12 protein-coding genes are annotated in these 15,115 nt (G+C 63.3%); 1 reads left to right on the top strand and 11 read right to left on the bottom strand.

The features are described from left to right. The first annotated feature begins 194 nt into the window (after positions 1-194). Positions 195-1,097 carry a polysaccharide pyruvyl transferase family protein gene (locus tag UUA_RS02815; protein ID WP_008434093.1) on the top strand — a complete coding sequence of 301 codons (903 nt, stop codon included), beginning with the start codon at positions 195-197 and terminating at the stop codon, positions 1,095-1,097. 113 nt (positions 1,098-1,210) lie between these two features. Here UUA_RS02815 and UUA_RS02810 read toward each other — a convergent pair whose 3' ends face one another. The 11 genes from UUA_RS02810 to UUA_RS02760 form a co-directional block, all read right to left on the bottom strand. Continuing rightward, positions 1,211-2,266, bottom strand: a complete 1,056-nt coding sequence (locus UUA_RS02810; protein WP_235605979.1) for a glycosyltransferase family 2 protein — start codon at positions 2,264-2,266, stop codon at positions 1,211-1,213. A gap of 59 nt (positions 2,267-2,325) precedes the next feature. Then, positions 2,326-3,150: a phosphotransferase family protein gene (locus UUA_RS02805; RefSeq protein ID WP_008434090.1), complete on the bottom strand. Its 825-nt coding sequence runs from the start codon at positions 3,148-3,150 to the stop codon at positions 2,326-2,328. A 156-nt stretch (positions 3,151-3,306) separates the two neighbouring features. After that, positions 3,307-4,788: a lipopolysaccharide biosynthesis protein gene (locus UUA_RS02800; protein ID WP_153022995.1), complete on the bottom strand. Its 1,482-nt coding sequence runs from the start codon at positions 4,786-4,788 to the stop codon at positions 3,307-3,309. 115 nt (positions 4,789-4,903) lie between these two features. After that, a complete protein-coding gene (locus tag UUA_RS02795) occupies positions 4,904-5,566 on the bottom strand; it encodes a class I SAM-dependent methyltransferase (RefSeq protein WP_008434087.1) in 663 nt (220 codons plus the stop codon). After that, positions 5,550-6,917, bottom strand: a complete 1,368-nt coding sequence (locus tag UUA_RS02790) for a glycosyltransferase (RefSeq protein WP_008434086.1) — start codon at positions 6,915-6,917, stop codon at positions 5,550-5,552. The genes UUA_RS02795 and UUA_RS02790 overlap by 17 nt, the downstream gene beginning before the upstream one ends. Positions 6,918-6,921: 4 nt before the next feature. Then, entirely contained in the window at positions 6,922-8,241 is a 1,320-nt protein-coding gene (locus UUA_RS02785) for a putative O-glycosylation ligase, exosortase A system-associated (protein WP_008434084.1), read from the bottom strand. A 3-nt stretch (positions 8,242-8,244) separates the two neighbouring features. Beyond that, positions 8,245-9,360, bottom strand: a complete 1,116-nt coding sequence (locus UUA_RS02780) for a pectate lyase (RefSeq protein WP_050981791.1) — start codon at positions 9,358-9,360, stop codon at positions 8,245-8,247. Continuing rightward, the gene (locus tag UUA_RS02775) at positions 9,357-10,562 is read right to left on the bottom strand and encodes a carboxylate--amine ligase (RefSeq protein ID WP_008434080.1); all 1,206 of its coding nucleotides are present in this window, start codon (positions 10,560-10,562) and stop codon (positions 9,357-9,359) included. Before UUA_RS02775 ends, UUA_RS02780 begins: the two co-directional genes overlap by 4 nt. Then, positions 10,552-11,853: a TIGR04063 family PEP-CTERM/XrtA system glycosyltransferase gene (locus UUA_RS02770; RefSeq protein ID WP_008434078.1), complete on the bottom strand. Its 1,302-nt coding sequence runs from the start codon at positions 11,851-11,853 to the stop codon at positions 10,552-10,554. Before UUA_RS02770 ends, UUA_RS02775 begins: the two co-directional genes overlap by 11 nt. Next, entirely contained in the window at positions 11,850-13,169 is a 1,320-nt protein-coding gene (locus UUA_RS02765) for a glycosyltransferase (RefSeq protein WP_081491492.1), read from the bottom strand. The genes UUA_RS02770 and UUA_RS02765 overlap by 4 nt, the downstream gene beginning before the upstream one ends. Further along, positions 13,166-15,115, bottom strand: coding sequence for an XrtA/PEP-CTERM system amidotransferase (locus UUA_RS02760; protein ID WP_008434074.1), 1,950 nt, complete (start codon positions 15,113-15,115; stop codon positions 13,166-13,168). Before UUA_RS02760 ends, UUA_RS02765 begins: the two co-directional genes overlap by 4 nt.

Here is a 15,115-nt window from a genome sequence, read left to right as displayed (position 1 = left end):
CGCTTGCGTTGCCAGGTTGCACTTCAAGTCGTCGCAGCGTTCGTCAGCGATCCAGACAATTATTGACGATTCGAGCGCACCTGCGCAGACTTCACCTTGACGATTACCGAAACTGACGTCATCCCATCGGGCCCTGCAAGCCATTCACGGCTGGATCCGGGATCCGCTTCCGATCACGAAGAATGCATGTCGCCATGAAGCTCTATTATTACATCGACAGGCGCGGGAACTTTGGCGATGACCTTAACCCCTGGTTGTGGCCAAAGTTGATACCCAACGTGATCAACGACGATGATTCCGAGATCTTTGTTGGAATAGGGACATTGCTGAACAACAATATTCCAGAAGGTCCCAACAAGATCGTATTCGGGTCGGGCGCAGGTTATGGCTCCGCGTTGCCAACGGTAGACGAAAAGTGGAAGTTTTACTGCGTTCGTGGCCCCTTAACCGCGGCGAGGCTCGGGCTCCCCGGCGAATATGCGGTAACAGACCCCGCGGCGCTGGTTTCCACCGTGTTCCGTGCAGATGATTCGAAACGATCCGGCATTGCCTTCATCCCTCACCACTTGAGCGCCTGGAACCTGGACTGGGAGCGGGTCTGTCGAGATGTCGGCATACGCTACATCGACCCAAGAAAGGACGTCGACACTGTGCTCGGGGAGATAGCCAGGTCGTCAGCAATCATTGCCGAAGCCATGCACGGCGCCATCCTGGCAGACTCCTTCCGAATACCCTGGATGCCGGTCGTGCTGTATGACCATATCCTCCAGCCAAAGTGGCTCGACTGGGCTGGATCACTTGCCCTGAAATATTCCCCGGTCCGACTGAATGGCGCATGGGACCCGGACTATAACTACTCCAAACTGGACCAGCTCAAAATTGTCACCAAAAGATCCCTTTGCAAGATCGGGCTTGGTTCCACAACCTGGACACCACCGCCTGCCAAGAGCACAAACAGGGAAATCGAAAGTTTTGTCAGACAGTTCGAGCGAATGGTCAGGGAGCCATCGCTGATGCTGAGCAAAGACAGCGTATTCGATGAAGCTTCAAGCCGTCTCATGGATAAGCTGGAGCAGTTCAAAGCGGACTTCTCCTGATCGTGCACCTGACGGTACTCCGCGCCCCACGTGCCTGTGAGGTTGCAGCATGTCCAAGGCCTCCATCACGGATGGCGATTGCGCCAGTGGGACACGGCCGCCCATATCTGCAGCTAACTTTTTGGCGAGGAAATGAGATAGCGTCCAATTGCTTTCAAGAAACAGCCCATCGTTATACGACGTTCCACCAGGAAGCGACGACCGAGAGCGATCGTGGACCGGGACCGCGCACGGGATGCCGCGTATATCCACTGAGTAGCCAACCTGCGCTGTGCGGCCTGCACGCCATCGATTTCAGCTGGTGAAAGGTCGAGACTGTCCTTGTCAGCCATCAGCTTCTGCAATATCACGTCTGAATATTTTATGGCGTTGATCGCGTTGGAAGCGCTGGTCTTGTTTGCCGCATGTCGCTGCCATACGCCCAATGATTCATTGAAATAGCCCAGCTTCCCCTTCTTCTTGATCAGCTGAAGAAAGAACAGACGGTCTTCATTGAACAGCAATGTCTCATCAAAGCCGCCAACTTCATCGATGCGCGATTTGCGGCATGTGATGGTCATCGGAATGACGCTGCCCGCAATCATGTGGGAAAACAGGTCACCGTCCTCCAATTCGAAAAAACTGCCACCCATGACCTTCTTCACAATTTGCCGAAACATGGGATGGTCCAGGTCGTGGGAGATGAACTTGCCATCTGCATCCACAACATCACGATCACTGAAGCACGCCGCCCAGTTGGGAAACCGGGTCAGGCCCGAAACTGTGCACTCCAGAAATCCGGGGTAGATCAGATCATCTGCATCCAGGAAAGTTATCAATTCACCAGCTGCCCTGCGGATACCATGATTGCGCGCGGCAGAAGACCCCCGGTTCGGCTGGCGCTCCAGCACGAGCGCCAATTTCGAATGCCGCGCAAATTCCGCCACCTGCAGCGCCGTGTGGTCCGTGGATCCGTCGTCCACGACGATGACCTCGTCAGGCGTGAGCGTCTGGCTCTCGATACTGGCCAGTGCGCGGACTATGAACTTGTTCGCGTTGTAGGCAGGGATAACGACGGAGATACTTGGACTCAAGGGGCTTCTCCAGGCGACGTTGACTTCGGCCAATTGCACCATACGGATTGCTGAGAACACGGGTTCCCCGGCCCATCCCGCGACACGCATTTTCATCAGCAGCCTGTGAAGGACCCACGCACGGCACCAGCGGTGTTCACCAACACTTCCTCAGCTCAGGAAACTTCCCCAAGCTGCTGCGCAAGCTCCCGCACCAATGGTCCAATCCGCCCCCTTGCATAGCTCGCCGCCAGACGCCCCTTTTGGCGATAAGCGCCCAGGTAACACAGCGCGAAATACAACTGTGCCCAACACACGGCCTGGGCGTCATCCCCATACCCATACCCATACCCAGCCAGGAACACCGACTCCCGCTGCCGGTAATGACGATTTGTAAGCAAACCTCCAAGCGTACGGCTGACAAGCCAGAGATGGTTCAGGAACGGTGCAAGGTCATAGACTGCCGGTCCGATACTCTGCCAATGGATGTCCAACCCGATGTATCGGGTACCGTCACACAGCATGTTCTGGGGTTTGAAATCGCCATGCTGGCGCACGACGCGGAACCCCCTTGCGTCAGTACGCGAACCTGCTTGTTCCAGACATCGCCACGCAGTCCGCGTTTCGCGATCCCGACGCAGGACCGCACCGTAGGTGGCCGCCAGATAATCGAGCTTGTCCGCCACACCCAGCATGCTCGCCTGTCCGTCCGTGGCGCCACTCTCATGCAGGCGGCGCAACCACCCCCCCGCAGCACGGCATGCCTCCTGCGCGTCAGGCTCACCCAGGGATCGCAGGTGTTGGGCCAAATTGTCGCCGTGAAAATGGCGCGTGATCATGATTCCATGCCCCGCGACTTCCAGGTAGCCCAGCGACACCAATGTTCCAAAGTGTTCATCCTGGGGAAACACGTGCTGGAGTGTGCACAGGGTTTCGTACTCACGGCGCGCCTCCGCACGGGCATCGTTGCGCAAGTCATCCCTTCGACTCACCTTGGCCACGATCTGCTCCTGACAGCGCACGCATCGCAGCCGCTGGATACGCGAGTTTTGCCTTGACATGGACCTTGTCACCGCGACCCAGCTCCCCGACGCGCGGCAGTTGGCGCAGCTGAAGCGCGCGTTGAGTACTCCTGCGATGTCCAGTCCGATCACGGCCTAGCCACGCACCAGGTGGTAACGCGAGGAAACATGGGAAACGACACGCTTGAGCTCGCCCAGCAAGGGATGGCGTGCGACCGCGAGGCCCAGCAACCACCCTGCACCACCTCCGACGAGAGCCATTGCAAACGCAAAAAGCATGTGTCGCGCCATCAGCTCAGGCCAGAGCACCACCGCCGCCGGTATGGCGCAGGCACCCAGCGTGACCACTATGCTCGGAACCAGCGCCCTGGCACACTTGCGAACCGCCAGCGCGTCATAATTCCGCATTTTCCGGCAATACAGCACGGTAGCAATGATATAGACAAGAACCTGTGAAGCCGCAACCGCAGTGACACCATAAAAGGCTGCCGCGATGGTAATGCCGACCCTGGCGGTTTGATATTGAACCTCCACGCGGGTCACGGCCCTTACCCGCCCCAGCGCAACCAGGAACCGGTTGCACTGGAACATCAATGTCCCGATAAATGCGGCGAAACACAGCCAACGCATCAATGGAACTGCCGCATCCCATTGATCGCCGAACAAGATGTTGATGACCGGATAAGCGAGAATGACACCGCATGCAAAAAACGGCCAACTGATTCCGGTCGTGTAAACCAATGCCCTCAGGAACAGATCCGGAGCCGTGGCGTGCTCACGGTGCTCGCGTGCGAACGCGGGAAAGGAAACCGCTCCGATCGCACCAAGGACGTTGGTGCGGTACATGTTGACCACGCCGTATCCCCGCGAAAACAACCCGGCATCCGTCATGCCCAGCATCTTGCCGATCACCAGGTTGGCGGACTGGTCGCCCAGCTGGCTGGCCAGGTCCGAAACCGTCCGGTTGGAGCCAAAGTGCAGCACGCTTTTCCAATGGCTGAAACTCACTCCCCGCACGCGGTATGGCCAGCCCCAAACCGCGCACCCAGCGATCATGACCAGAATACCCGCCAACGCCGACCATGCCATGCTCATGTAGGAAAACCCGGCATACGCAAGGACAACAGCGGTACAGCTGCGCACGACGGATTCGCCGATGCGTATCTTCGTCAGCTTCCCGAACTCCATGTCGCGTCTCAACAAAGCCATTGCCGTAGTGCCGAACGGCAGCAGGAAGAACACGGCGCCCAGAACCCGCAACACCCGCGTCACACCGATATCGGCGTAGAACGTCCCGACGGCACCGCTGGCCGCGACGATGATCCCGCCAAGACACCACGCAATGACGAGGTTCATCGTGAAAACGGTGCGCACCAGCGACTCGTCCAGAACCGGTGCCTGTATCACGTATTCACTGACCCCAAAGTCGCGGAGCATGTGGATCAGGGCGACCAGGCCGGCGGCGATCGAAAATACCCCGACTTCGGAAGGGGTGAGGAGCCGGCTTATGATCGTGACCGATCCGAAGCTGAAGACAAATGCGACGAATTGCTGGACGAAGGACAGCGACAATGCCCTTCGCACACCGTTTCCCTGTTTTTGGCTCTTGTTGGTCACAAGACACCAGCCCCAATTCTAGCCACACGTGCGGCGGACACGGTCACAGCGGGAACCAAAAAATGGCGCAATCGCCGTTGCGCACCGTATCGCTCCACCTTTATCGCATGGTTGATCATCCGTGGTCCGGAACGTCGACCTTCCTTGCAACGATATACACCGCTTCGCTTATGAACGGGAGCAGCCGATGGCGCCGCACTTCACGCAGGCCGGACCTTTTCAACAGAAGCCCGATGTTTTCGTCGGTTATCGGGAATCTGGCTGATGGCTGATTCCCCATCCACCGTTTAAGCCTCCGCCGAAACCGTTGATAACCGGAATCGAGACTCTGATTGATGACCACGACCGACCGGCTGAGGCCGGCTACCCCGGTCAGGAACTGCACTTGCTGCTCGAGCGGAAAATGCATCAGCACCCGCGCGCACAATGCACCATCGCAGATGGGGCCGCTCGGCGGGCATTCCTTCAGGTTGGCTACCTCACAGGTAAAGTTTTCCCCATGCGACGCCAGGCGTTGCTGTGCCACCCCCAGCATGGCTCGGGAAATGTCGAAGCCGTGCACCCGATACCCGGCATCCAGCAGTGCTTCCGCGAGTCGCCCCGTTCCACACGGTGCATCGGCGATGGTGCCGCCTTCAGGCAGCAGCGAGAAACACTTGGCGACCAGCCGCTTTTCAAGAAAGTTGAATACCTGCCCCGGAATGCTCGAGAACCTGTTAGCGTCATAGTCGGCCGCAACCGCGGTGCTCTTGTAATGCTCGTCAGGGTTCCAGTTCATGCTCTTGTCCCTCGGTTCCGGCGTCGGATAATTCTGGGTTTGATACGTGCATGGGACTTGTTGCGGCGTCGGCAGTTGTCGGCGACGAACCACCTTCGCCAGGCAGATTCGGGCGCGATACCTGATCCAGCAACCCTGCCAACAAGGCTGTCCCCTCGCGCCTGGAGTATCGGGAGACGACCTCCGGGCGCGTGCGTGGAGCCCGCCCTTCACGCAGCGCGAGCACGAATTCGGACAAGTGCTGCGCGATCGCAGCAACGTCCGCCGTTGGCGCAATGACTGCGCCACCGACATCCCGCAGCACCGACGCCGTATCTCCGTCCGGCCCCACGAGTGCGAAGACTGGCCGCCCGACGCGCAGGTACTCATACACCTTGGCGGGTATCTGCCGGTCGAACTTGCTGCCCTGAAACAGCAGCAATCCGTCCGCAGTGGCTTGCTCGGCCAGCGCCTCGCCGTTGCCGACGGGTGGCGCCAGGGACACGATGTCGGCAATCCCGAGGCTGTCGATGTCCCGCTGGTAGCGGCCCTCCCAACCACTCGCTCGCAGAACCACTTTGAGCTGTGCGGGCCCCACCAGCCCGACGCTCTTCAGCCGCGCCAGTGCGTTGAAAAAGGGCGCCGGATCGCGTCCCTCGGGATACAGCAAGCCGCTGTGCAACAACGTCAACGGCCGTCCATCCATTCGCGGCGGAACGGGTGGAAGGTCGACGAAGGCCGCTTCGTCATAGCCATTGCCGATGACCGACAGGCGCCCGCCGCGACCTGCCTCGGGATAGCGCTCGGCACAGTCGCGCATGGCGCCGGGCGTAGTAAACACGGTTCGCTTCGCGTCGCGCAGCACACGTCGCTCCCAACGCTGCTGCGAGGCAACCGAGAAAGGGTTTTGCGCTTCAACCGAGCTGGTCACCGGGTCACGGAAGTCCGCAATCCACGGCAGCTTGGTGATGCCACTCAAGGTCCGTGCGATGCAATGCGCAGTCATGATGGGATAGGTGGACCAGATCGCACGCACCTGGTGACGACGGATCAGGCGCAGCCCCTGCGAGACGGCCGCGGGCCACCATGAGATCCAGCGATCGGGCTGCGCGAGGAACCCGGGATATTTCCCGTCGATTCCGAAATGGCGGCGGGCGTCGAGCGCGAACGTGCGGTGTACCTCGCAACCTTCCGGAATGACGCCAGCGGCGACGGGCGCGGTGCGCGGATAAGCCAATGCCCGCGCCGACATCACGATGGGGTCCCATCCGAATTCCGGCAGATAGCGCGCAAAACCGAGCGTGCGCAGGTGCCCGCTGCCCATCGCTGCCGGCGGAAAGTGAAACGCGATCACCAGGACGGCGCGCCCCATGTCATCAGCCCTGGATCGGATGGGGTAATTTGCCGCCACGCGCGGTCAACTCCGCGGGTGCGCGCAGCTCGAACGACTGTCGGCTCTGGATCTGCTGCATGCAGAAGTCCGCCAGCACCGCGGAAAGCGCCATCAGCTGGAAGCTCAGGTCAAAGTAACTCATCGGCAGGAACGTCCCCGCCGCCATGAACGCCACCAGGGAGACTTGCAGCATGGAGGCCATATCAAAGGCCCAGCGCATGTCGGGAATATCGCGGGAGCGCTTTCTCACGCGGCTGCAGTTTCTCCAGCTCGCGAACAACAGCGCGGCGAACAATGCCAACCCCACGAACCCTTGTTCACCCAGCACCCGGAAATAGATGCTGTGCACCGCGCGCGGGTCCGCACCCGCCGGACCGTAGCGCTCCCACGCCGGGGTGCTTTGATACACGTTGAAGCCGCCACCGAGCAAGGGTCGGTGCAGGGCGACGTTGGTCGAGAACTGCCACGACTGTATTCGTGTTTCACCCGAACCCGTCTGCTGCGCGTTGCGCAAGGTTCCCATGCGCGCGGTCCACTGTGCGGGCATGAAGTGCGAACCGGCCAGGCCAACCATCACGATGACAAGCACCACGGCCAGCCGGCCGCGGCTCTTCAGGAACAAGGCGCCTGCGACGATAGCCAAACCGATCAGGCCGCCGCGCGAGTAGGTACCCAAGATCGCGATGCCGGTGAACAGCATGCTGAAGCCAAGGCCGACACGTACGGATTTCAAGGACGAATGCAACTGCAGATAACGCATGAGTGGCAGTGTCATGCACAGCGCGAGCGCCAGGGCGTTGTTGTCGGCGACGAAACTTCCCGGAGGCCCAAGCACATGGTTGGCGCCGCCCTGGACCAGCGTGAATGCGCCGCCCTTGACGCCGTAGAATCCCAGCGAAACCACAATCATCCATACCAGCCCATGCAGGCGCTCGCGGCTGTTCACCAGGATCAGGGTGACAAACACCATGACCATGACTTTGGCGAACTCTTGCCACTTGATCCATGCCGAGTCCGGCACCACCGCATAAAAAGTGGTCAGCCCTGTCCACAGCAGGAACATCAGCAGCAACACGCTGACCGCTGACCACGGAATCCTCTTGCTGTCCTTGCTGAACAACAGGCCGGCTGCAGTGGCGATCGCAACCATGTACACCCACGGAAAGGTGACCGCAAAGCCGTAGCACAAGCGATGCGGGTTCATGTAGCCGAGCCACGACCACACCAGCAGGCCGACATAGGGCCGCATCAGAATGCAGGGAAGCGTTCCGAAGATGAGCAGGGCGAGGACGATGTCGCGCATGCGCTAGCCCGCCTGTAGTTGCAACATGAGCGCGTCCATGAAGAACTTGGCGGCCCAGTTCGGGTAGCGGTTTCTCATGTAGCCGCCTGACCGCGGGTATGAGCCCGGCATTCCACCGCGCACCGCACTGTCGGTCGCCGCCACATCCTGGATGGAAAGATTGAAGCGATTGGCGTGTTCTGCCGCGGGTTTCCAGCCATGCTCGCCGGTTTCCGCCGCCAGACGCTGCCAGATGATCGCCATTTGCGCGTTGCCGGTCACGCAGGTCCAGCGGCTCGCCGGCCGCCAAGCGGAATCCAACCGGCCAGGCAAGGCGCCATCGCCGCGCGGGGTTTGCGCAACCGCTCGCGCCACGCGCGCCGCAGCATCCACGAAGGCGTCGTTGCCGGCGATCAAGCCGACTTCCAGCATGCCGCGGGTCGCGTAGGCGATGGTATGTGTCAGTGGACGATCGTTGTCCTCCAGATCGTTGTTCTGGAACCATCCATTGGGCTGCATCTGCGCAAGCGCCCACTGCACGTTGCGCACCGCCGCATCCAGATAAAGCGGCTCCTGCAAGACCTGACTGGCCTTCGCCAGCGCAAACGCCACGCGTGTGTTGTAGGTATTCACGGCATGCACGGCGAACGGCGACGCAAAACGCCGCCACGCACCATCCGGGTCCTGGGCAGCCACCAGCCAGTCTGCCGCGCGCAGTGCCGAATCACGGAACCGCGCGTCCCGCGTCTGCTGCCACGCGGACAGCCAGCCGAACAACACCTGCCCTGTGTTGAAGATGGTCGGCACCATCGTAGTTGAATCCAGCGTACCGGCACGCACGCCCCCTTCAGGGAGCTGGATGGCGGTTTCCCACTCGGCCATGCGGATGGCGCGCTCCCGATAATCGCCTTGGCCGGAAAACTGCGCGTAGCGCAGGAAGGTCGGAATGATGTACCCGGTGGTTTCCGGATAGGCGCCAGCCCATTGCCGCTTCGTTGCATCGTAATAGGCGCTGACACCGCCGCAGCCGGTGGCGTCCTGGGCGCGCGCCAGCCATTCGGCGGCAGCCTGCAGCCCATAGCGCATATCCACTGCCGGACCTGTCCGGCCCCCGGACAGGAGTCTGATGACCGCGTTCATGACTTGCTCCTGGCCGCAAGCGATCCCGGCAGCATCTTCGAAGTGCGGCTGTGCAGCGCACGTCGGACGCGTTGCAGGCCCACTGCCAGGCATGGCATGGGATCGCGCCACCGGCACAAGGTATCGGCTACCCGGCCGCCGCGCGGATAGCCCTGCGTGAGCTGCTGACCTTGGGCGGCTGCCGATTGCATGTCCTCGGAGCGCACCCGCCATACGACTGGTCGCTTTGCAGCGGCAGGCGGCGGAAACGGCAGTCCCAGCTCCGAACACCAGGCCGCATACGGCAGGTTGACGCCGTTCAAGCTCGCCACTTCTTCCTGGTAGTCCGTACGGCCGACCGTCGGTTCCACCATGCGGAACTCGCCGCTGCGCGCATCGCGCTTGTACTCCATGCTGGCCATGCCGATCACGCCCACGGCCTGAAAGAATCGGGTGGTCATGGCGCATAGCTCTGCATGGACTTCCGCCGCCGCGGTGCAACTGGCCGTACCGCCCACCTGTGGCGGCCACGAGCGGATCTTGCGACCAGTGAACGCCCCCACCGCCTGTCCCTGCCCGCCGAGGTACTGCAGGCAGAAATAGATGTTCGAATCCGGGCCCTCGATCCACTCCTGCACCACCACGTCGGCCATCACCGGCAGGATGCGACGGACCAGCTCGGCAGCTTCCGCGGCGCTCTCCACGCGGTACGCCTTCCTGAAGCGCCACCCGTAATCGACATTCCGTTCGCCGGGTTTCACCACCACCGGATAATGCAGGTGTTCGAGCGCGGACAAATCCGCGAGCGTGCGAATGTGCAGCAGCGGCGGAACGGGGCTGCCGAGTTGTTCGGCGCAGCGCTGGAACCCCTGTTTGTGCAACAAGGTGTCCACGACGTCTCCGGGCGGCAGGCTGAACCGGTAATAGGCGGACAGCAGATCGCGATGGCGCGAAACGGTCTTGACACTTTCCTCCTGGGTCAGGAGCAGCACCGGGCGCACACCGGAAAACCGCGTCGTGCCCAGACGCACCAGCTCTTCGACCAGCGCTTCACCGTGCGTCGCACGGATCGGCAGCGGCTTCGCCGCGCGGGTATGCATTTGCGGACGCCGCATATCGGTATCCAGCAACCAGACCGGGACCCGCGCGTGCGCCAGGCTGCGCGCCACGCCCAGGCCATTGACTCCCGCACCCAGTACCACCGCAGGCGTATCAGCGATCATGTGCCCCTCCAGTACTGCGCCGGCGACGCTCGAGTACGTCGGCATAGACGGCGCGGTAACGCGCCACGCTTGCCGACCAGGTGCGTTCGCGCTCGACGAACGCCTGCCCGTTGGCGATCACCTTGTCCCAAGCCGCGTGCGTCGTCAGCAACTCGATCAGGCACTGCGCGAGCGCCTCGGGCGAGCCAGCGGGGAAAAGGTGGCCGTTGCGGCCATCGCGGATCAGCTCGCGGTGGCCGCCGACATCCGACGCGGCCACCAGCTTGCCCATGGCCATCGCCTCGAGCGGCTTCAGCGGCGTCACCAGCTCCGTCAGCCGCCGCGAGATGCGCGGATAGACCATGACGTCCATGACACCGTAGTAGCGGGTGACTTCGCCGTGCGGCACGCGACCGACAAAGTGCACCTCGCGCTCGAGGCCGAGGCGGGCAGCCAGCGCGCGCAGGGCGGCCTCCTGCGGACCGCCGCCCAGCAGCAGCAGGCGCGCCTGCGGCACCGCGCGCAGCACCAGCGGCATGGCCCGGAGCAGCGCGTCCAGCCCCTCATAGGCGTAGAACGAGCCGGCAAAGCCCAGCGTGTACCCGCGCACGAGTCCGTATTTCTCCAGCAGCGCCACATCGGCGCTGGCCGTGGATCGAAACCGGGTAATGTCCACGGCGTTGGGAATGACGGTGACCTTGTCGGCGGGAATGCCGCGCTCCAGCATGTCGCCACGCAAGCCGTCGCAGATCGTGGTCACGGCGTCTGCCTGCTGCAGTGCCCGGGTTTCCAGCGCGCGCGTCAACCGATACCGCGCCCCTCCCTCGCGCGCTGTACCAAGGTCGACCGCAGCGTCTTCCCAGAACGCACGGACCTCGTACACCACCGGGATGCCGGCGGCCCGGCCCACCGCAAGCGCGGGCAGCGCATCCAGCACCGGCGAATGCGCATGGAGAATGTCCGGGCGCACGCTGTCCACCACCTCGGCAAGCCGGGTCTGCAACGCGCGCATCAGGCAGCGATACCGGACCAGCGGCAACTTCGCCAGGAAACCCGAGGCCGGCGGCGTGCGGTAGAACATCCAGTCGCCGACATGTTCTTCGCGCTGCGGGTCGTCGCCCTGCCGGGGGCCGGTCAGTTGCATCGTTTCCCAGCCCAGCGCGCGCTGCGCCTCGAGGATGGCGAGCGTGCGGAATGTATAACCGCTGTGCAGGGGCAACGAATGGTCGAGCACGTGCAGGATGCGCAACGGCTGGTCAGCCGACGCCCCTGGCCGAGCCTGACGCGGCGCAACGTTCATGATGTCGTTCATGGCCCTGCTCCGGGCATCGCGCCACCGGCAGCGGCCAATCGCACCCGCGCATAGAGTGCGTGCTGCGCTTCCACCACCGGCGGCCACCCCAGCCGCTCCGCCGTGGCGCGGGTGGCGGCGCGTGCCGGCGCCCGGTCGCGCAAGCGCAGCCATGCGGCGGCAATGCCTTCGGCACTCCGCTGCGCAGTGATCTCCCCCGCTTCAGGCACATCCAGCAACTCGCTGGCACCGGCAAACGGCGCGGCCACTACCGGCGTACCGCAGGCCAGCGATTCCAGCACGACGTTGGGCATGCCTTCGCGGCTCGACGCCTGCACCAGCACGTCCGCCGCGTTGTAGTAGTCGCACAGCTGCGCGTGGGGAATGGCGCCGAGCATGCGCACGCGCGCGTGGAGTCCCAGCCGGTCCACCAGGCCGCGCAGCTTGCGCTGTTCCGGCCCCTCACCGGCGACCAGCAGCGTCGCCTCGGGCACGTGCGCCAGCGCCGCGATGACAAGGTGCACACCCTTGAGCGCAACCAGATGGCCCACCGTCAACCACACCGGACCGGTGAGGCCCAATCCGGCACGGATCGCCCCGCGGTCCCGTGGCCCGAAACGATCAAGGTCAACGCCATTGCGCAGCACCGTGATCTTCCCCGGGTCAACGCCCAGGGCGGCGATTTTTTCCTTCAGCGCCTGCGATACGGCCACGATGGCGGCGGCGCGCTCCGCTGCCCACCGGATTTGCGCCCTGGGTCGACGATAGTGCGGGATCCACGTCACGTCGGTACCGCGCGCGGTGATCACCACCGGTTTGCCCAGCGCCGCACCCAGCCGCGCCGCCGCCACGCCATCCGGGTAAAAGTAGTGGGCATCGATCAGGTCGAAGCCGGTCCCGTCGGCCTGCAGTTTCCTCAGAACCGGCAGCAGGGCGCGATACATCAGCCATGGCGCGATGCTCATGCCAAGCTTCGGAATGGCCGGATAGCGCGGATGGCTGATCTGGATGCCGTGGCGCTGCTCATGCGCAGGCACCCTGGCAAATGCCGAGTAGGCCCCGAAGCGCGGATGCCGGAACGGAAACCACGGCACCGGCGCCACGACCGTCGCGGTCACCCGCCCGGAATCCACGAGATGGCGCAACCGCTCTTCGACGAACACGCCGTGGCGCGGTTGGGCGGCATTCGGATACAGGCTGGTGAAGACCAGCAGGCGAATCCTGCGTTCGCCACCCGCCTCGGCGCCGGCCCCGGCACTCTTCTGCGCCGCGTCGAATGTGTCTTCTGCTGACGACATGACACCACCGGCAACGTCGTTGACCGATACGTTCCTCATGGCTGTACCCCGGCTGCCACGACCCTGCGTGCCGCCTCGGCGGTGGCTGCGGCAGCGGGCTGCTGCATCCGGCGCAGAAAGGCGTCCAGCATCAGCAGGCTCCACAGCGTCGCGCCGTGATCGCGCCGGCCAGCTTCATGCTGCCGCAGCAGCCGATCGAGCATGGCCGGTTCGAAGTACCCGCATTCGGCAATGGCTCCGGCAAGCAAGGCGTCCCGGGCGCGCCGTGCGAGCGGCCCGCGCAACCACGCTGCCAGCGGCACACTGAAACCCATCTTGCTCCGATACAGCACGTCGTGCGGCAAGTCCGGTTCGAGCGTTTTCTTGAGGATGTATTTCCCGGTACCTCCCTTCAGCTTCAACCCGGGTGGCAACGATGACGCCCACTCGACCAGGCGGTGATCGAGCAGCGGTACGCGCACCTCCAGGCTGTGCGCCATGCTGGCCCGGTCCACCTTGGTCAGGATGTCGCCGGGAAGCCAGCTCTTGAAGTCCAGGTACTGGGCCAGCAGCAGTGGATGATCGGTGGGCGCGCGTGCGGCGTGGGCGCGGAACACGGCGAGCGCGTTGTAACCCTGCAGTTCGCGCTTGAAGCTTGCGCTGTACAGCTGCTGGCGCAGCGCCATCGGGGTGGTGCTGACGGTGTGGAAATACGCCTCCACGTCGCCGCGGGCGAGGGCCTGCAGCGTGGTTTTGGCGCGCAGCGGGCGCGGCGCCCAGTCAGCCTTGGGATAGAGACTGCCCAACAGACCGAACAGCGGCTTGCGCAACGCCAGCGGCAAGCGCGCACGCAGGCCGCTTTCCCATGCATGCAGGCGGTAGCGCCGATAACCGGCGAAATCCTCGTCGCCGCCATCGCCGGACAGCGCCACGGTCACCTGGGTCCGTGCCAACTCGCACACGCGGTACGTCGGCAGCGCCGAGCTGTCGGCAAATGGCTCGTCGTAAACCGCCGCCAGCGTGTCGAGCAGGTCGTAATCATCGGCGCTGACTCGCCGCTCGAAATGCTGCGCATGCAGATGCTCGGCCACACGCCGCGCATAGACGGTCTCGTCGAAACCGCCGTGGTCGAAACCGATCGAGCAAGTGCGCACCGGTTGCGGTGACACCCGGCTCATGCTGGCCACCACGGCGCTGGAGTCCACGCCGCCGGAAAGAAACGCGCCTAGCGGCACGTCCGCAACCATTTGTCCTGCCACGACGCTGTCCAGCAAGCCGTGCAGCTGCACTGCAGCTTCATCAGCCGTCATGTCGGCGGCAAGCTTGAACGGCACATCCCAGTATTGGCGGGGCACCGGTCGCGGCTCGCCGGCGCGCCAGCTCAACGAATGGCCGGGCGGCAGTTTGAAGATTCCGCGATAGATGCTGCGCGGGTCCGGCACGTAACCGAGCGCGAGGTAATCTTCCAGCGCCTGCGGATCGAGCCTGCGTTCCACGCCGGGATGCGCCAGCAGCCCCTTGAGTTCGGAAGCGAACACCAGATCGCCGGAGCGGGTGAAGCCGTAATGCAGCGGCTTGATGCCCAACTGATCGCGGGCCAGGTGGATGCGCTGCGCACGCATGTCCCACACCGCGAACGCAAACATGCCCACCAGATGTGCCAGGCAGGCTTCACCCCACTGCTGCCAGGCGCGCAGCAGCACTTCGGTATCGCAGCGGCTGCGAAACACCACACCCGCCGCCTCCAGTTCGGCCTTGAGCGCCGGGAAGTTGTACAGCTCACCGTTGTAGACCAGCGCCAGACCGGCCACTTCATCCACCATCGGCTGCTGCCCATGGCCCAGGTCGATGATGGACAGGCGACGATGCCCCAACCCCACGCCCCTGCCGAGATACAGCCCGGCCTCGTCCGGTCCGCGGTGCCGCTGCGCGTCGCGCATGGCCAGCAGGATTTTTTCATCCATGCCGGCATGCCGCGACGAGACGATCCCGGCCAGACCGCACAT

The organism is Rhodanobacter thiooxydans LCS2 (assembly GCF_000264375.1).
GTDB lineage: Bacteria > Pseudomonadota > Gammaproteobacteria > Xanthomonadales > Rhodanobacteraceae > Rhodanobacter > Rhodanobacter thiooxydans.
This window is presented reverse-complemented; position numbering and strand designations above follow the sequence as displayed.